At 65.5% G+C, this 16,495-nt stretch carries 16 protein-coding genes and 2 pseudogenes; 11 read left to right on the top strand and 7 right to left on the bottom strand.

Translation table 11 applies throughout. The features are described 5' to 3' along the window. Both DF286_RS01485 and DF286_RS01480 read right to left on the bottom strand, forming a co-directional pair. Positions 1–1,302: a replication-associated recombination protein A gene (locus tag DF286_RS01485; RefSeq protein WP_109271918.1), complete on the bottom strand. Its 1,302-nt coding sequence runs from the start codon at positions 1,300–1,302 to the stop codon at positions 1–3. Between the two features lie 1,350 nt (positions 1,303–2,652). Continuing rightward, positions 2,653–3,432: pseudogene (locus DF286_RS01480) on the bottom strand (AAA family ATPase); the annotation flags it as partial. 110 nt (positions 3,433–3,542) lie between these two features. On the opposite strand from DF286_RS01480, the gene DF286_RS01475 reads away from it, so the two are divergent. Then, positions 3,543–4,181 (top strand): PadR family transcriptional regulator, encoded by a 639-nt coding sequence (locus DF286_RS01475; protein ID WP_243444681.1) that lies wholly within the window; start codon positions 3,543–3,545, stop codon positions 4,179–4,181. 2 nt (positions 4,182–4,183) lie between these two features. On the opposite strand, the gene DF286_RS01470 is transcribed toward DF286_RS01475, so the two are convergent. Then, positions 4,184–5,362, bottom strand: coding sequence for a glycosyltransferase family 4 protein (locus DF286_RS01470; RefSeq protein ID WP_109269825.1), 1,179 nt, complete (start codon positions 5,360–5,362; stop codon positions 4,184–4,186). An 86-nt stretch (positions 5,363–5,448) separates the two neighbouring features. Here DF286_RS01470 and DF286_RS01465 point away from each other — a divergent pair, with 86 nt between their 5' ends. From DF286_RS01465 to DF286_RS01435, 7 genes are all read left to right on the top strand, one after another. Then, positions 5,449–5,823 carry a tRNA-binding protein gene (locus DF286_RS01465; protein WP_109269824.1) on the top strand — a complete coding sequence of 125 codons (375 nt, stop codon included), beginning with the start codon at positions 5,449–5,451 and terminating at the stop codon, positions 5,821–5,823. Further along, the gene (locus DF286_RS01460; protein WP_170303914.1) at positions 5,804–6,196 is read left to right on the top strand and encodes a GFA family protein; all 393 of its coding nucleotides are present in this window, start codon (positions 5,804–5,806) and stop codon (positions 6,194–6,196) included. The genes DF286_RS01465 and DF286_RS01460 overlap by 20 nt, the downstream gene beginning before the upstream one ends. 66 nt (positions 6,197–6,262) lie before the next feature. Further along, entirely contained in the window at positions 6,263–7,852 is a 1,590-nt protein-coding gene (locus DF286_RS01455) for an MFS transporter (RefSeq protein ID WP_109269822.1), read from the top strand. Positions 7,853–7,880: 28 nt separating this feature from the next. Further along, the gene (gene alr / locus DF286_RS01450) at positions 7,881–8,927 is read left to right on the top strand and encodes an alanine racemase (RefSeq protein ID WP_109269821.1); all 1,047 of its coding nucleotides are present in this window, start codon (positions 7,881–7,883) and stop codon (positions 8,925–8,927) included. Next, positions 8,924–9,721, top strand: coding sequence for an MlaE family ABC transporter permease (locus tag DF286_RS01445; protein ID WP_109269820.1), 798 nt, complete (start codon positions 8,924–8,926; stop codon positions 9,719–9,721). The genes alr and DF286_RS01445 overlap by 4 nt, the downstream gene beginning before the upstream one ends. Beyond that, a complete protein-coding gene (locus DF286_RS01440; RefSeq protein ID WP_109269819.1) occupies positions 9,718–10,473 on the top strand; it encodes an ABC transporter ATP-binding protein in 756 nt (251 codons plus the stop codon). The genes DF286_RS01445 and DF286_RS01440 overlap by 4 nt, the downstream gene beginning before the upstream one ends. A 30-nt stretch (positions 10,474–10,503) precedes the next feature. Then, positions 10,504–11,349: a metallophosphoesterase family protein gene (locus tag DF286_RS01435; protein ID WP_109269818.1), complete on the top strand. Its 846-nt coding sequence runs from the start codon at positions 10,504–10,506 to the stop codon at positions 11,347–11,349. Positions 11,350–11,404: 55 nt separating this feature from the next. On the opposite strand, the gene DF286_RS01430 is transcribed toward DF286_RS01435, so the two are convergent. The 3 genes from DF286_RS01430 to DF286_RS01420 all read right to left on the bottom strand — a co-directional run bounded on the left by DF286_RS01430 (position 11,405) and on the right by DF286_RS01420 (position 14,081). Next, positions 11,405–11,782, bottom strand: coding sequence for a PRC-barrel domain-containing protein (locus DF286_RS01430; protein ID WP_109269817.1), 378 nt, complete (start codon positions 11,780–11,782; stop codon positions 11,405–11,407). 96 nt (positions 11,783–11,878) lie between these two features. Beyond that, the gene (locus tag DF286_RS01425; RefSeq protein WP_109269816.1) at positions 11,879–13,054 is read right to left on the bottom strand and encodes an acetyl-CoA C-acetyltransferase; all 1,176 of its coding nucleotides are present in this window, start codon (positions 13,052–13,054) and stop codon (positions 11,879–11,881) included. A 31-nt stretch (positions 13,055–13,085) separates the two neighbouring features. Further along, positions 13,086–14,081: an alpha/beta fold hydrolase gene (locus DF286_RS01420; protein WP_109271916.1), complete on the bottom strand. Its 996-nt coding sequence runs from the start codon at positions 14,079–14,081 to the stop codon at positions 13,086–13,088. Positions 14,082–14,172: 91 nt separating this feature from the next. On the opposite strand from DF286_RS01420, the gene phaR reads away from it, so the two are divergent. After that, complete coding sequence (gene phaR, locus DF286_RS01415) at positions 14,173–14,706, top strand: polyhydroxyalkanoate synthesis repressor PhaR (protein ID WP_109269815.1); 534 nt, start codon at positions 14,173–14,175, stop codon at positions 14,704–14,706. A gap of 105 nt (positions 14,707–14,811) precedes the next feature. Here phaR and DF286_RS01410 read toward each other — a convergent pair whose 3' ends face one another. Continuing rightward, positions 14,812–15,666: a class I SAM-dependent methyltransferase gene (locus DF286_RS01410; protein ID WP_109269814.1), complete on the bottom strand. Its 855-nt coding sequence runs from the start codon at positions 15,664–15,666 to the stop codon at positions 14,812–14,814. 47 nt (positions 15,667–15,713) lie between these two features. Here DF286_RS01410 and DF286_RS01405 point away from each other — a divergent pair, with 47 nt between their 5' ends. Both DF286_RS01405 and DF286_RS01400 read left to right on the top strand, forming a co-directional pair. Next, positions 15,714–15,905, top strand: coding sequence for a hypothetical protein (locus DF286_RS01405; RefSeq protein WP_109269813.1), 192 nt, complete (start codon positions 15,714–15,716; stop codon positions 15,903–15,905). Between the two features lie 251 nt (positions 15,906–16,156). Further along, positions 16,157–16,494, top strand: a pseudogene (locus DF286_RS01400) (GIY-YIG nuclease family protein). Position 16,495: the final 1 nt, after the last annotated feature.

The following is a 16,495-nucleotide window of genomic DNA, read 5'->3' as shown; positions in this document are numbered from 1 at the left end:
CTACTTGCCCTCCCGCCGCTGCTTAAGGTTGGACCAGTAATCTAATCGCTTGCGGAGCTCTCGCTCGAACCCCCGTTCATTCGGGCTGAAGAAGCGGCCCCGGCGAGTGCCTTGCAACTGGTCGGGCAGGAATTCCTGCCCACCATATGCATCCGGCTCATCGTGGTCATACCGGTAACCGTGGCTATACCCGAGTTCCTTCATCAGCTCGGTTGGAGCATTCAGCACGTTTAGCGGAGGAGGAAGATGGGAGGTTTTTTCGGCAACATCGAGCGCCGCTGAGAACGCGAGATATGCCGCGTTCGATTTCGGTGCGGTAGCGACATAGCAGATGGCTTGCGCCAGGAAGAGTTTACCTTCGGGCCAGCCTACACGTTCAAAAGCCTGCCACGCCGCGATCACCTGCACCAGCGCTTCTGGATCAGCGGTTCCCACGTCTTCCGAAGCGGCGCACACCAAACGCCGGAAGACGGTATTGCCATCCTCGCCTGCTGCCATCATGCGCGCGGCGTAGTATAACGCGGCGTCGGCATCTGAACCTCTCAGAGATTTGTGGAACGCGCTAAGGAGGTCGTAATGCCCGTCACCTGCTTTGTCGTGCGTAGCTACACGGCGTTGAACAACCCGGCCCATGGCAGCCGTGTCGAGCGTCTCATCTCGTTGGAGGCGGAATATCTGCTCAGCGAGATTGAGCAGGTACCGACCGTCGCCCCCTGCAAGATCAATCATTGCCGTGCGAGCTTCAGAGGTGAGTGGAAGCCGCCTTCGCATGTGGGCTTCAGCTCGTTGCAGAAGACCCTCAAGCGCCGCCGGGTCGAGCGGACGAAGGACGAAAACTTGGCAGCGAGACAATAAAGCGCCGTTTAGCTCGAAGGAGGGGTTTTCGGTCGTCGCGCCTACCAGGGTAATAGTGCCGTCCTCGACTACAGGGAGGAAGGCGTCCTGCTGCGCGCGGTTGAAGCGATGGATCTCATCGCAGAAGAGCAGCGTCCCACGTCCTGCCTTGCGCTGGTCGCGAGCGGCTTCGAACACGCGGCGGAGGTCTGCGACCCCACTCTGGATCGCCGAGATCGCCTCAAACCTCAGCTTGCTCGCATCCGCGAGCAGGCGAGCTATCGTTGTTTTGCCCGTTCCAGGCGGGCCGTAGAGGATCATGGAGACCATCATTCCACTCGCAACGATGCGACCGATCGGAGCATCCGGGGCGAGCAAATGATCCTGACCGACGACGTCGGCGAGGCTTGCGGGTCGAAGAAGATCCGCAAGCGGGCGAGGTGCTTCATCCTCAAAAAGGGTCTGCATCGACATGGGATTCTTGTAGAGCCGTCTTGTCCGTGGCCATAGCCGTTTCCTGCCACGTAGAAGCTGATGGCGGTTGCCGCCACTGAGTCATAGGCTCGTTGCGCTGGCAGCTAAATTTTGCGACAGCAGAGCAGCCTCCGCAGCACGGGGGCGAGGCGTGAGAACCTCAATAGCAGTACGCCGGTCGAGAGCATCTCGGCCGGGTGGCCGTCGCGTATGTCCAAGGCGCTCTGCGTCTAAAGGCGGCGGCGCCTGGTGTACTGCACAGGGTTCTCAACACCCGGCTTTGCCGGCTCGCCTCTGGAGCCGGGAGCAGAGCATGACTTGCGTTCAGAAGAACGAGTTTCAGCAACCAGCAGCCTTGTACGGCGCGCTACACTGGCGTGGCTTGCGCGTATGGGAAAGGTGGCCATTTCGGCTCGACTGCGCGACGGTGGCCTCCGATTACGAATTGACGGTTCGTTCGATACTGGTCCGGCCGCCAGCTGACTGGCCGACTAGAGGTTCCCCCGACTTCGGACCCGGCTTGTCCGAGGAGCAATTCAACGGGCTGGCATTGGAGCCAAAAGAAGCAGCACATGAACTTAATCGACTTTTCGGTGGTGGAGCTGTGGCGATCAACCAGGTCCACATCACCGCTATCAGCAATCTGTATCGCGCGGCCAACGTTCGCCAAACATGGACCTATGACGACTGGTTTTTCCCGTTGAAGCACCTTGATGTGATGCTTGGTCGGCACTCGGTTATCAACTTCAGGTGCCGTCTTCCTTATGGCGCCGGAGGTCGCGAGGCTGTGCATGCACAAGCGATCGCATTCATCGAACTCCATAGGGCGCACCGAGCAGTAGTTAGATGCCTGGACCCCCTTCGTTCGGAACAGCCCTAGGGAACCGCTGTGAGCGAGGAGGACGCGCGCATCGAACTTGAACAATGGCTACTCGCTTAGCCGAGACCTGCAAACGTGTGCGACATCAAACGCACCGGCAGCGGAAGAATCTACGTGGTCTACGTGACCGCTGCATTCAGACGAGCCGCTGCTTACGCTGACCAGGAAAAATAGGCGCGCGCCCGAAGTGCGGGCCTCTCGCCGTCAAGCTTACAACGGAGACTCCCTGGCCGCCGAGACATTTCTGAGAACCAAACATCGGGCACTAGGCGGCGGCGTGTCACCGCTTGTTCCGGCTGTGGCATGGGGACGCAGGTGCTGAGGAGGTGACCCGGCTGATCTCGAATATGTCCAGCGAAAGCACCTGAGGCGCCTCTTGCGGCGATATGCTTCACGACCGGCTGAAAGGATGGCGAGAAGGGGATGAGTATATCAGTTCGAGTATATAACCTTACCTAAGCGACGAGAAAGGAAGGAAGAGTTGCCGATTGGGGGTTACTCTTGTCGTAGACGGCGACGCGGCGGTGCAGGAGAGCCGACAGGCCGGCGGGATCGAGCGGTTCGGTGACCTCGATCGAGAAGAGCGTTTCGGCCTGATTGAGTAGGAAGCGGCCGTCGCCGTCTGCGGTGGCGATCAGGGCATTGCGCGCCTCGGGCGTCAGGGGCAGGGGGCGCTCCATCAGCGCCTCGGCACGGTCCAGCAACTGCCCCAGCGCCGACGCGTCCAGCCGGTTCAGGATCAGCACTTGCGCGCGGGAGAGGAGGGCGGCGTTGAGCTCGAAGGACGGGTTCTCCGTCGTGGCGCCGACCAGAACGACCGTGCCGTCCTCGACATAGGGGAGAAAGCCGTCCCGCTGGGCGCGGTTGAAGCGGTGGATCTCGTCTACGAAGAGCAAAGTCTGCCGGCCCATGCGGGCATGTTCGCGCGCCTCGGCGAAGACCTTCTTGAGATCGGCGACGCCCGAGAAGACCGCCGAGATCGCGACGAAGCGCATGCCGACGGCGTCGGCCAGCAATCGGGCGATCGTCGTCTTGCCGGTGCCGGGCGGTCCCCACAGGATCATGGAGGCGAGCTTGCCCGCCGCCACCATTCGCCCGATCGCGCCGCCGGGCCCGGTCAGGTGATCCTGCCCGACCACCTCGTCCAGCGAGCGCGGACGCAGCCGGTCGGCCAGCGGCGCGCCGGCGGGCGGCGACACGGACTCGCGGGATTGCTCAGGTTCGTCGGCAAAAAGATCGGCCACATCCACCCTCTAGCGTCGAATTTCACGGCGGGGAAACGCTTGAGCCGAAGGATTGACGAAGATGTGTCTAAGATATATCTCAGCTATATTACACTGGCAGGAGTCGTGCGATGAGCATGCGTGTAAACTGGGGCGGATGCGGGCCTCGGGGCGGCAGCGGAATCCCGGAGGCGCTGATCGGCCTCGCCGCGGCCGGCCGCGGATGGCAGGGGTCCTGGGGCCCCTGGAGCTTCGAATGGGGCGGCGGCGGAGGCCGCGGCGGACGCCACGGGCGGCGCGGTCGCGCCCGGCGGATGTTCGAATCCGGCGAATTGCGCTTGGTGCTGTTGAAGCTGATCGCCGAGCAGCCGCGCCACGGCTACGACCTCATCCGCGCCGTCGAGGAGATGACCGGCGGCGAATATGCGCCGAGCCCCGGCGTCGTCTATCCGACGTTGACCATGCTGCTGGACATGGGCCTCATTGAGGAGGCGGAGGCCGAAGGCGCGCGCAAGGCCTTTTCTATCACCCCCGACGGGAAGGCCGAGCTGGCGGAGAAGGCCGAGGAAGTGGAGGCGCTGTTCGAGCGGCTCGCGGACCTCAAACCCGACCGGGAGCATCATGGCCGGGCGCCGATCAAGCGGGCCGTCGGCAATCTTCTTTCGGCCATCTGGCATCGCGTGGCCGAGGAGGAGATGGACGACGAGACGCTGCACCGGATCGCCGCCATCCTGGATGAGGCGGCGCAGAAGATCGAACGGCTGAAATAGAGTCAGGGCACCGGGCTGGGCCGCTGGCGGCCCCCGCCGGCGCGCTGACGGACGATGCGCAGATAGGCGTCGACCAGCGCCTGGTTGACCTCGTCCCAGCCATAATGGCTGCTGACCCCCGCGCCGGCCCGCCCCGCGGCCAGCCGGGCCTCCTTGTCGGTGCAATAATGGGCCAGCGCGTCGGCGAAGGCGTCGATGGCACCGGGGCGGATCAGCCGGCCGGTGACGCCGTCGGTGACGAGGCTTTCGCTGCCGGTGGCGATGGCGGCGACGACGGGTAGGCCCGCCGCCATGGCTTCCAATGTCACATTGCCGAACGTTTCCGTAACCGATGGGTTGAACAACATGTCCATCGAGGCGACGGCGCGGCCGAGGTCGGGGCCTTTCTGAAAGCCGACGAACGTCGCTTGCGGCAGCCTCTGCTCGAACCAGGTACGGGCTGGCCCCTCGCCGACGACCAGCACCTTGTGCCTGACCTGCCGCCTTTCGAGATGCTCGATCGTGTCGGAAAAGACGTCGAGCCCTTTTTCCATCACCAGCCGGCCGACGAAGCCGATCGCCGGCATGTCGTCATCGATGCCCAGGCTCCGACGCCAGGCGAGGTCGCGTCGGCCGGGGTTGAAGACATCGCGATCGATGCCGCGCGTCCAGATGCCGACATCGTAGTTCATGCGCTGCTCGCGCAGCAGCTGTGCCATCGATTCGGACGGCGCGAATATGGCGTCGCAGCGCCGGTAGAAACGGCGCAGGCCCGCCTCGACCAACGGCTCGAGGAAGGCGAGGCCGTAATAGCGGGGATAGGTCTCGAAGCGGGTATGAACCGAGGCGATCACCGGCAGGTCCATCTTGCGCGCGAGCGTGACGGCGCGATGGCCCAGCATCTCCGGGCTGGCGACGTGGAAGATGTTCGGCCTGAAAGCCTTGATGTCGCGTTTCACCGAGGGAGGAATCAGGATCGGCGCATGATATTCCGATCGGCCCGGCACCGGCACCGACGGGATGCTGATCAAATCGCCATTGGGCGGGAAGGCGGGCTTCTCCACCGTCGGTGAATAGATGCGCACCGCCGCCTTTTGGCGCAGCAGATATTCAACCAGGCGGTTCAGCGCCTGATTCGCCCCATCTCGGACATAGTTGTAGTTGCCGCTGAAGAGGGCAACGCGCAGTTCGGCTGCTTCCATCGCGGCCCCGATAGCGGCTCGTCGGCAAAACGCCAATGCCGGTGGAAAAGTGGACCGGCGCGGCGAGCGCGCGCTAAGAGGGCGCCATGGCCCATATGCTGACCGACCCCGCGGCTCCGGCCGCCGCGACGATCACCTTCGATCAGTTTCTCGCCGTCGACATCCGCGTCGGGACGGTCGTGGCGGTCGAGCCCTTTCCGGAAGCCCGCAAGCCGAGCTGGAAGCTGCGTATCGATTTCGGCCCCGGCATCGGCGTCAGGAAATCGAGCGCGCAGATCACCGACCATTATGGCGCCCACGATCTGATCGGCCGGCAGGTCGCCGCCGTCGTCAATTTCCCGCCGCGCCAGATTGGCCCCTTCATGTCGGAAGTGCTGACCGTCGGCTTTGCGGACGAGCAGGGTGCCGTCGTGCTGATCCGGCCAGACAAGGACGTGCCCAATGGCGCCCGACTCTTCTGAACGGGTGCGGATCAGAGGCGGCTGCCACTGCCGCTCGGTACGCTTCGAGGCGGAGGTGGAACGCGAGGCGCGGATACTCGACTGCAACTGTTCCATCTGTTCGATGACGGGCTTTCGCCATCTGATGGTCCCGCACGGCGATTTCCGCCTGTTGTCCGGCGAGGATGCGCTGGTCCGCTATCGCTTCGGAACGGGCACTGCGGAGCATCTCTTCTGCGGCACCTGCGGCGTAAAGAGCTTCTATCAGCCCCGCTCGCACCCCGACGCGTGGAGCGTCAATCTGAACACGCTCGACGATATCGAGGCGCTGACGATCATCGCGCAGCCGTTCGACGGTCGCGATTGGGAGCGGGCGCAAGCCGCGCTGGACTGACACCCTGTTCCTGCCGTATTTCCCCTGCGACACACCCGCTCAAAAAGGGTGGTCGGGGGAGGTGCGATGGCGACGGCGGTGGCGGACGACTTTGTCGTGGATCCCAAGCGAGACCGGCTGGTCATTGCCGCCTCTTCGCTCGGCACCGTCTTCGAATGGTATGATTTCTTCATCTACGGCACGCTCGCCGCGATCATCGGGCGGCTGTTCTTCCCGGCGGGGAACGAGACGCTCCAGTTCCTGCTGGCGCTGGCCTCCTTCGCCGTGGGCTTCGGTTTTCGGCCGCTGGGCGCTGTATTGTTCGGTTATCTGGGCGACCGGATGGGCCGCAAATATACATTCCTTATCACGATCACCTTGATGGGGCTCGCCACCGCGGGCGTCGGTCTGGTGCCGAGCTACGCCACGATCGGGGCGGCGGCGCCGATCATCCTCATCCTGCTTCGAATATGCCAGGGACTGGCGCTGGGGGGCGAATATGGCGGCGCCGCCATCTACGTCGCCGAGCACGCGCCGCGGAACAAGCGCGGCCACTATACCGGCTATATCCAGGCCAGCGTCGCAGGCGGCTTCGTGCTCAGCCTGATAGTGGTGCTCGGCTCCAAGCTGTTCGTCACCGACGCGCAATGGGCGGAGTGGGGCTGGCGGATACCGTTCCTCTTCTCGCTGCTGCTCCTCGCCATTTCCCTTTGGATGCGGATGAAGCTCAATGAGAGTCCGGTCTTCCAGGCGATGAAGGCGAAGGGAGCGCTCGCCCGCAATCCGCTGAAGGAAAGCTTCTCCACCCGCCGCAACGTGAAGCTGATCCTGGTTGCCATGCTCGGCATCGCCGCGGGGCTCACCGTCATCTGGTACACGGCGATGTTCCAGGTGCTCTACTTCCTCCAGAATTCGCTGAAGGTGGAGGACACGACCGCGCAGCTTCTGGTCGGCGCGGGCGCTGCGACCGGGCTGTTCTGGTTCGTCTTCTTCGGCAAGCTGTCGGACAGGATCGGGCGGAGAAAGCCGATCGTGATCGGCTATGCCGCGACCCTGCTGTTGCTCTTCCCGCTGTTCCATATCATTGCCGATGCGGCCAATCCGGCGCTGGCGGAGGCGTCGCGGCGGGCGCCTATCGTCGTCGCCGGGCCGGACTGCAGCTACAATCCCTTCGCCACAAAGGGGCAGGCCACCACCTGCGGCCAGCTGCTCGATTACTTCTCCAAGAAGGGCGTGCACTACACCAAGGCCGACGCGCCGAGGACTGGCGTTAGCATTGGCGGCGTGCCGGTGGCCGGAACCAGCCCGGCCACGCTGGACGCGGCCCTCGCGCGGGCCGGCTACAGCTTCGAGAAGGTGGAGCCCGCCGCTGGCGACATCCTCATCATCCTGCTGGCCATATTGGGGCTGAGCGCGCTGTCGGGCGCCACCTTCGGCCCCGTGGCGGCTCTGTTGACCGAGCTGTTCCCCAGCCGCATCCGCTACAGCTCCATGTCGATTCCCTATCATGTCGGCACGGGCTATTTCGGGGGCTTCCTGCCGTTCATCAGCCAGACCATCATCGCACGGACCGGTGATCCCTTTTCGGGTCTCTGGTACACCATTGCCGTCGTGGCGATGGCGCTGGTCGTGACCTTCATCTGGCTGCCGGAGACGGCCGGGAAGACGTTGGACTAGGGGCCGAAGGATCGCTATCGGCGCGAAGGTGATCCAGCCCCACAGCCCGCTTCGCCTCAGGATCGACAGCAGCGCCCTGGTTTCAAACTGGCGCTGGCTTGCCCGCATGAGCGGAAGCGCCGCCTGCGGCGCGGCCGTGAAGGCGGACGCCTATGGCATCGGCGCACGCCAGGCCGTCCGGCATCTGGTGGAGGAGGGGTGCCGCGATTTCTTCGTCGCCACCTGGGCCGAGGCCGAGCAGGTGCTGCCCCATGTCGGCGAGGCATCGCTTTCCGTCCTCCACGGCGTGGCGGAGGAAGATGTCGCCCACGCCGCCGCGTCGCGCGCGCGCCCCGTGCTCAACACCCCGCTCCAGGTGAAGCGTTGGCGCGAGCTGGGCCAGGGACGGCCGTGCGATGTGATGGTCGACACGGGCATGAACCGCCTCGGCCTTTCCGTCGCCGACCTCGCCGAGGGGCTGGTCGACGGCCTTCCCATTGATACACTGTACAGCCATCTCGCCTCGGCCGACGAGGACAGCCCGATGAATGCCCGCCAGCGCGCGGCCTTCCTGGCCGCGGCGGCGACGGTGCCGGCGAGGCGGCTCAGCCTCGCCAACAGCGCCGGCATCTGCCTTGGCGCCGACTATGCCTTCGACCTTACCCGGCCGGGACTCGCCCTCTATGGCGGCATCCCGCGGCGTGAGGGGGAGGGGCATGTCCGGCAGGTGATGCGGGCCGAGGCCCAGATCGTGCAGCGGCGGCGGATCGGGCCGGGCGACACGGTCGGCTACAACGCGACCTTCACCTCCGATCGAGACATGGAGCTCGCCATCCTCAATGTCGGCTACGCGGACGGCTATCTGCGCGGCTTTTCCAATAGGGGGCGGGCCAGGCTCGCCAGCGGCTTCGGTCCGGTGATCGGCCGTGTCTCGATGGACCTCACCGCCATCTCGGTCGACGCGGCGCCGGATCTGGCGGAGGGCGATTGGGTGGAGCTCGATTTTGACCTGCCGAGCGCGGCGGCCCAGTCCGGCCTTTCCCAATATGAGTTGCTGACGACGCTGGGCGCCCGCTATCAACGCGTCTGGTCATGACGGAAGGCGCTCTGAACCCGATAGTGGCATTCTTCGTGGGCATAGGGGCGTTCGCCATCGGGCTGTTCGCCACCGTCGGCCGTGTCACGATCTTCGCGTTCCGGACGATCGTCCGGGCGCTGGCGCCCCCATATTATCCGATCCGCCTGCTCGAACAGCTGATGCTCATCGGCTGGTTCTCGCTGCCGGTGGTCGGCCTCACGGCCCTCTTCACCGGGGCGGCCCTTGCCCAGCAAATCTATGTCGGCGGCTCGCGCCTCAACGCCCAGTCTGCGGTGCCGGCGATCGTCGTCATCGGCATCGTGCGCGAGCTGGGCCCGGTGCTGGTCGGCCTGATGGTGGCCGGCCGCGTCTCTTCCTCCATGGCCGCCGAGCTCGGGACGATGCGGGTCACCGAGCAACTCGACGCCCTGGCGACCCTGCGGACCGACCCCTATCGCTTTCTTATCGCGCCGCGGCTTTTCGCCTCGGTCATCGCGCTGCCCCTGCTCGTACTCATCGCCAACGCGGTCGGCATTTTCGGCGGCTATCTGCTGGCGGTGTATAAGCTCGGCTTCAAGGCCACCTCCTATCTTGAGACGTCGCGCGAATTTCTGGAAGGAAACGACCTCATCATGTCGCTGGTGAAAGCGGCCGTGTTCGGCTTCTTCGTCGCCTTGATGGGCTGCTATCACGGCTTCCGCTCCGAAGGCGGCGCCGCGGGCGTCGGCAAGGCGACGACCAACGCCGTCGTCTCGGCTCTGGTCCTCATCCTGCTAGCCAACCTGCTCATCACCATCATGGCTTTCGGATGAGCGGGGCGAAGATCATCCTCGCCGACGTTGCCAAGAGCTTCGGCGACAACGTCGTGCTCGACGGCGTCAGCCTCGAGGTCGAGAGCGGCGAGTCCCTCGCCGTCATCGGCCAATCGGGCACTGGGAAGTCGGTGCTGATCAAGTGCGTCCTCGGCCTCTTTCGGCCGGAGCGCGGCTCCATTCTCGTCGATGGCGACGAGGTAGTGGGGGCGAGCGAGGGCAAGCTGGCGCGTATTCGCAAGAAGTTCGGCATGCTGTTCCAGGGCGGGGCTTTGTTCGACTCCCTGCCCGTCTGGCGCAACGTCACCTTCGGCCTGACCCAGGGACGGTTCCAGAATTCGGCCAGGATGCGCGCCATCGCCGAGGAGAATCTGGAGCGGGTCGGGCTTAGCCGCGACGTGCTCTACCTGCGCCCGTCGGAGCTCTCCGGGGGCATGCAGAAGCGCGTCGCCCTCGCGCGGGCCATCGCGCCCCGCCCCGAAATCCTCTTTTTCGACGAGCCCACTACCGGTCTCGACCCGATCCGCGCCGACGTGATCAACGACCTTATCGTCAGCCTTGTCGAGGAGGCTGGTATCACCGCCGTCACCATCACCCACGACATGGCGAGCGCCCGCAAGGTCGCCCATCGGGTCGCAATGCTCTACGGCGGCCGCATCATCTGGCAGGGTCCGCGCGACCGGCTCTACGACAGCGGCAACCCTTATGTGGATCAGTTCGTTCAGGGAAATGCCGAGGGGCCGATCCAGTAGGTAGGATGTCCCCGGCATGCCGGGAGACTCATGGCCACCATCGCCCATATTTCGGATGTCCATTTCGGCCGCCACGAACCAGACATCGTCGCGGCGCTGGAGACCTGGCTGCTGGAGCGGCGGCCCGAGCTGGTGGTGATCAGCGGCGACTTCACCCAGCGTGCGCGGATCGAGCAGTATAAGGCAGCGTGCCGCTTCGTCGATCGGCTGGAGGCGGGCGGGCTGGACGTGCTCGGCGTGCCCGGAAATCACGATGTGCCGCTCTACGACGTCTTCCGCCGCTTCGCTCGACCGCTCAACCGGTATCGCCGCTATATCGACGAGGATCTGTGTCCCTGGTTCGAAAGCGATCGGCTCGCCGTCCTCGGCATCAATACGGCCCGTTCGCTCACCATCAAGGACGGGCGGATCAACCATGAGCAGATGCGGACGATCCGCGAGCGTTTCCGCGCCGTGCCGGAGGAGAAGACCCGGATCCTCGTCACTCACCACCCGCTGTTCGCGATGCCGATCGGCGATGAGGCGGAGCTGACCAAGCGCGTCGGACGACATGAAGATGCATTGCTCGCCGTTGCGGATGCCGGGGTGCACATCCTCCTCGCCGGGCATTTCCACCGCAGCTATGTCCGCTCCGCGCGGGACATGGTGGAGAATGCGGGCCCCGCGCTCGTCATCCAGGCGGGGACGGCGACTTCGAACCGGCTTCGCGCCGATGAGGTGCAGAGCCTCAATTGGATCCACGCCCACCGCAACGACGAGATCGATTTGCAGGTCTTCGGCTGGGATGGCTCGGCCTTCGCCGGCGGCAGTCATGCGCGCTACAGCTTCGACGGCGAACGCTGGCACTCGCGGGCGCCGGCACCTGTGCAGGAATGAGGGCGCGCACGAATAAGGGCGGCCGGAGCCGCCCTCAGTTTGCTAAGGCTGGCGTCTAGTAGGGAACGCCATAATAGCCGTGAACCCGCTCGCCATAGGTGCGGTCGTAGGTTGGCTCCTGGCCACGCTCGTAGGACGGCGCTTCCTTCAGCCTGTCCTTGTCGAGATCGACCATATAGCCGCCCTTGTCCGTGTGATAGGTGAGCACGTCCCAGGGCAGCGGGTGATAGCGCTCGCCCATGCCGAACAGGCCGCCGAAGCTCATCACCGCGTAGCGGACGCGGCCGTCGCGCTTGCCGACCATGAAATGATGGACGGTGCCAAGCCGCTCGCCATCGCGATTGTAGACGGCCGTGCCGTCGACCTTTTCGGATGAGATGAGATCATAGGTCTCGTCCCGCGCCATCGTATCGCTGTTCGTATCGAAAGCCATCAAGCATCTCCTTTCATTGCGTTTATGGGATGCTCGACCAACGGCTCGGAGGGGTCGTCGTTCCGCCCCTGCCGCCAGCGCGGCTTCTAGGTCCGATCAGTCGCGCTCGACGCACATGGCGATACCCATTCCGCCGCCGATGCAGAGGGTGGCGAGGCCCTTCTTCGCGTCGCGTTTCTGCATCTCGTAGAGCAATGTGGTGAGCACGCGTGCGCCCGAGGCCCCGATCGGGTGGCCGATCGAAATGGCGCCGCCATTGACGTTCACCCGGTCTTCTTCCCAGCCGAGCTCCTTGCCGACGGCAAGCGCCTGGGCGGCGAAGGCCTCATTGGCTTCGATGAGGTCGAGATCGGCGATGGTCCAGCCGGCTTTCTCGAGCGCCCGGCGGGTCGAGGGAACGGGCCCAATGCCCATGATCGAAGGATCGACTCCGGTCGAGGCGAAGCTCTTGATGCGGGCGAGAATGGGCGTGCCGCGCCGCTCGGCTTCCTCGCGGCTCATCAGCACCAGCGCCGCGGCGCCGTCGTTGAGGCCCGACGCGTTGCCGGCCGTCACCGTGCCTTCCTTCTTGAAGGCGGCGCGGAGGCCGGCGAGGCTGGCCACCTCCACCCCTTCGCGAATGAACTCGTCCTGCTCGATCACCGTCTCGCCCTTGCGGGCCTTCACGGTCACGGGCGCGATCTCGTCCTTGAAGCGCCCCTCGCGGCGCGCCCGCTCGGCCTTGTTCTGGGAGGCGCAAGCGAACTCGTCCTGCTCGGCGCGGGTGATCTGATACTGCTCCGCCAGGTTCTCGGCGGTGATTCCCATGTGATAGCCGTTGAAGACGTCGGTGAGGCCGTCCTTGATCATCGTGTCGACCAGCTCGAGCCCGCCCATCTTCTGGCCGCCGCGAATGTTCTGGGCGTGGGCGGAAAGGCTCATACTCTCCTGTCCTCCCGCGACAACGATGGCGGCGTCACCGGTCATGATCGATTGCGCGGCGACGGCGACGGCGCGGAGGCCCGAGCCGCAGACCTGGTTGAGGCCCCACGCCGGGACCTCCTTCGGCACGCCCGCCGCCATCGAGGCCTGCCGGGCCGGGTTCTGGCCTTGGGCTGCGGTCAGCACCTGGCCCAGGATCACCTCAGACACTTCCTCCGGCTTGACCCCGGCCTGGCCGAGCGCCGCCTCGATGGCGACCCGGCCGAGCTCATGCGCCGGGGTCGAAGCGAAAGCGCCGAGGAAGGAGCCGACGGGGGTCCGCTTGGCGGCGGTGATGACGACTTCGGTCATGGGAATCTCCTCGAACGATGTTGCGGCGCACCTAGCACTCGGCAGCGGTGCGTGAAAGCCAGGCGGCGAGCGGCTGCCACAGCTGGGCCTCGGCGCGGCTGCCGACGATCATACCGACATGGCCCAGCGCCAGGTCGATCCGCTCCCCTCCCGGAAACGCGCTCGCCGCCGGCACGATCCGATCGGTCGTCGAGACGATGTTCAGCAGGGGGCAGCGGAGCGCGCCCGGATCGACCCGTCCGCCGCCGACCTGCCATGCGCCCCGGCCGATCGCGTCGGTCTCGACGAACCCCTCGAACAGCTCGCGCGCGGCGGCTTCGGGGAGCGGCGGGCCGTCGTTGGCCCAATCCTCCAGCCGCACGAAGGCGCGGGCCTCGGCGCTCCCGGCAGGCATGTCGGCGAAGGCCTCGAACTTGGCCACGGTCCGCGCCGGATCGAGGCTCCAGAAGGCGCTTTGCAGCACCTCCATCGGCAGCAGCCCCAGCGCTTGGACGGCTGGGTCGGCCTCGCGCCAGAGACGGGTGAGCTGAGCGCGTGCCTCGTCCGGGAAACCGGAGAAGCGCCATGGAGAGGCGATGGCGGCGACGCCGCTCACCTCGGTTCGGGCGGCGGCGGCAATCGCCATGGTACCGCCGAGGCAGTAGCCGACCAGCACGGGCGGCTCGCCCAATGCGTCAAGGAAGGGAAGGATGACCTGCTCGACATGGCCGGCGACCGAGAGGGAGCGGCGCTGGCCCACGTCCCAGCCCCAGTCGGCGAGTAGCGGCCGGAAGCCCTGGGTGGCGAGCCAGCGGAGCAGCGACTTCTCCTCGCCGAGATCGAGCACGCTGGGCGGGTTGATCAGCGAGGGGACGAACAGGATGGGAGGCCCGCTGCCGCCATAGTCGCGAAGCGTGGCGCCTGAGATGGAGGTGATCGCCGGCATCGGCGCCGGCAGGGCGTCCCTCCGCGCCTCCTGGTAGCGGCGGAGCCCCTCCAGCGCCTTCGCCATCCGCTCCGGCCTTGCTGCGGTCTCGCTGCGCAGCATTTCGAGGAAGAGCGGCAACGGGCGGGGCTTGTGTTGCGGTGCGGCAAGCTTTGGTGTTAGGGCTGAATCCTCTCGATTTTGGGGACATGGCATGGCGGCTTCGGCGCCCGGTGATACGGTCATCATCAAGAAATACGCCAATCGGCGCCTCTATAACACCGAAAGCTCGTCCTACATCACGCTCGAGCATCTCGCCGAGATGGTGCGGGCCAAGCGCGAGTTCAAAGTGGTCGACGCCAAGACCGGCGAGGACATCACCCACAATGTCCTGACCCAGATCATCATGGAGCAGGAGGCCAGCGGCAAGACGATGCTGCCCGCCAATTTCCTGCGCCAGCTGATCGCCATGTACGGCGATTCCATGCAGGGCTTGGTGCCGCAATATCTGGAGGCCTCGATGGAGGCGTTCCAGCGCAACCAGTCTCAGTTCCGCGACGCCATGACCGGCGCCTTCGCCAATCCCTTCACGGAGATGGCCAAGCGCAACATGGAGATGCTCGCCGCGGCCACCGGCGCGAAGTCGGAGAAGACGCCCGAGCCGGAGTCGGATACCAAGGCCGAGCTGGCCGAGCTCAAGGAGCAGATGGCCGCGCTCCAGCGCAAGCTCGACAAGCTGGGGGGCTGACTCCCTCTCCCGCTCGCGGGAGAGGGTTGGGGTGAGGGCCTGTCGGGCCTAGGGTCTCCGCTCACAGGCCCTCCCCCGGCCCCCTCCCGCGAGCGGGAGGGGAGGCTACTCCGGCTTCACGAACTTCAAGGTCATTCGGTCGCTCTCGCCGATGGCTTCGTATTTCGCGCGATCGGCGTCCTTGTTGGTGTAGGTCGGCGGCAAGGCCCAGACGCCGCCGGGATGGTCGTGCGTGTCCTTCGGGTTGGCGTTGATCTCGGACGCTTCGACGAAGCGGAAGCCGGCCTTCTCCGCCAATGCCTTGACGGTCGAGGCCTTCACATAGCCGCTCTGCTTCTCGCGGGCGGCGTCCGCGTCCTCGGGCAGACGATGCTCGACGACACCCAGGGTGCCGCCGGGCTTCAGTACGCGGAATGCCTCGGCGAAGACGGCGTCCGCGATCGGCGTATTGTTTTCCGAGCCCAGCCAATTGTGGACGTTGCGGAAGGTGAGGACCGCGTCGGCGCTGCCGGCGGGGACGGGGCTCGGCTGCTTGCCCGGGTCGAGTGGCGCGACAGTAACCTGCGAATAGACGGGTGCGCTCGCGATCTTCTTGGCGATGGTCTCCGCTGAGCGGCCGAGCGACGGCACTACGTAGAGCTTGCCGGAGGCGGCGAGATAAGGCGCCAGCACCTCGGTATACCAGCCGCCGCCGGGCCACAGCTCCACGACGGTGTCGCCGGGATCGACGCCGAAGAAGGCGAGCGTCTCGGCCGGGTGGCGATAGCGATCGCGGGCGACGTTGGCGGGCGTGCGCGTCGGCGCGGCAAGGGCGGCGGCGAGCGCGCTGCTCGAGTCGGCGGCCGCGGCGGGCTCGCTCGTTCCCTGATCGGCCTGCGCGTTGCAGGCGCCGGCGGGAATGACAAGCGCGCCGAGCAGGGCGGCGCGGATCAGGGACGCTTTGATTGGAGACTGGCGCATCGGGCATCTCTCCTCTTATCGGGTGCCCATCTCATGACGGACCGGAAATGACGACGCAAGCGATACTCTGGACTCTGGCCGGCGCGGCGGCCGCGCTGGCGGTGGGCTCGGGCCTGGCCGAATGGCGCCGCTCGAAACGGCGCAACCTCGACCGGCCGGGCTGCATGCCCTGGACCCTGATCCAGGTCCTCGCCGGCCTCGCCGCGATCATCGCGGCGGCGCTGGCGCTGAAGGCGTGAGCCGCAAATGTTAGGCAATGGCTAGGCCAAGAACAGGTCGGCAAGCCTGCAAAGCGCGCGCGCATTTTGTTTGCGCGGGCGCGAACGGGGCCATGGGGCACAGGCGTGGGTCTTGACGGATGTGAGAAAGAGCCTGCCGAGAGAGCGACAGACGAATCCTAATTAGAAGAGGCTTTGCCGCTGGGTTCGTCATGCCGGACTTGATCCGGCATCCACCTTTCCTTTTCGGCGCTCGCGGCTAGGCTGGGGGTATGGAGCGTAACCCGGCCGTCTACATCATGGCGAGCGGCTTTCACGGGACGCTCTATACCGGCGTGACCTCCAACCTCCTTCAGCGGGTGGCGCAGCACAGGCTCGGCGCGTTCGGCGGGTTCACGGCGGAATATTGCGTGAAGCGCCTCGTCTAGTTCGAGATGCACGGCACGATGGAGCACGCCATCCTGCGCGAGAAGCAGATCAAGAAATGCGGCGGGAGTGGAAGCTGGCGTTGATCGAAGAAGGTAATCCGACCTGGCGCGACCTCGCGGAGGACTTCGGGTTTGAGCCACTGATCGGAAGGAAGGTGGACCCCGGATCAAGTCCGGGGTGAC

The organism is Sphingosinicella humi (genome assembly GCF_003129465.1).
Taxonomy (GTDB): domain Bacteria; phylum Pseudomonadota; class Alphaproteobacteria; order Sphingomonadales; family Sphingomonadaceae; genus Allosphingosinicella; species Allosphingosinicella humi.
Note: the sequence above shows the minus strand (reverse complement) of the source record. Positions and strands in the feature narration are given on the sequence as shown.

Coding starts and splice junctions, on each gene's coding strand:
- DF286_RS01405 (WP_109269813.1), top strand. CDS start 15,714: ATGACGACGCAAGCGATACTCTGGACTCTGGCCGGCGCGGCGGCCGCG.
- DF286_RS01455 (WP_109269822.1), top strand. CDS start 6,263: ATGGCGACGGCGGTGGCGGACGACTTTGTCGTGGATCCCAAGCGAGAC.
- DF286_RS01460 (WP_170303914.1), top strand. CDS start 5,804: ATGGCGCCCGACTCTTCTGAACGGGTGCGGATCAGAGGCGGCTGCCAC.
- DF286_RS01410 (WP_109269814.1), bottom strand. CDS start 15,666: ATGCGCCAGTCTCCAATCAAAGCGTCCCTGATCCGCGCCGCCCTGCTC.
- DF286_RS01475 (WP_243444681.1), top strand. CDS start 3,543: ATGAGCATGCGTGTAAACTGGGGCGGATGCGGGCCTCGGGGCGGCAGC.
- DF286_RS01420 (WP_109271916.1), bottom strand. CDS start 14,081: ATGCTGCGCAGCGAGACCGCAGCAAGGCCGGAGCGGATGGCGAAGGCG.
- DF286_RS01435 (WP_109269818.1), top strand. CDS start 10,504: ATGGCCACCATCGCCCATATTTCGGATGTCCATTTCGGCCGCCACGAA.
- DF286_RS01440 (WP_109269819.1), top strand. CDS start 9,718: ATGAGCGGGGCGAAGATCATCCTCGCCGACGTTGCCAAGAGCTTCGGC.
- DF286_RS01470 (WP_109269825.1), bottom strand. CDS start 5,362: ATGGAAGCAGCCGAACTGCGCGTTGCCCTCTTCAGCGGCAACTACAAC.
- DF286_RS01485 (WP_109271918.1), bottom strand. CDS start 1,302: ATGCAGACCCTTTTTGAGGATGAAGCACCTCGCCCGCTTGCGGATCTT.
- phaR (WP_109269815.1), top strand. CDS start 14,173: ATGGCGGCTTCGGCGCCCGGTGATACGGTCATCATCAAGAAATACGCC.
- DF286_RS01465 (WP_109269824.1), top strand. CDS start 5,449: ATGGCCCATATGCTGACCGACCCCGCGGCTCCGGCCGCCGCGACGATC.
- DF286_RS01430 (WP_109269817.1), bottom strand. CDS start 11,782: ATGGCTTTCGATACGAACAGCGATACGATGGCGCGGGACGAGACCTAT.
- DF286_RS01445 (WP_109269820.1), top strand. CDS start 8,924: ATGACGGAAGGCGCTCTGAACCCGATAGTGGCATTCTTCGTGGGCATA.
- DF286_RS01425 (WP_109269816.1), bottom strand. CDS start 13,054: ATGACCGAAGTCGTCATCACCGCCGCCAAGCGGACCCCCGTCGGCTCC.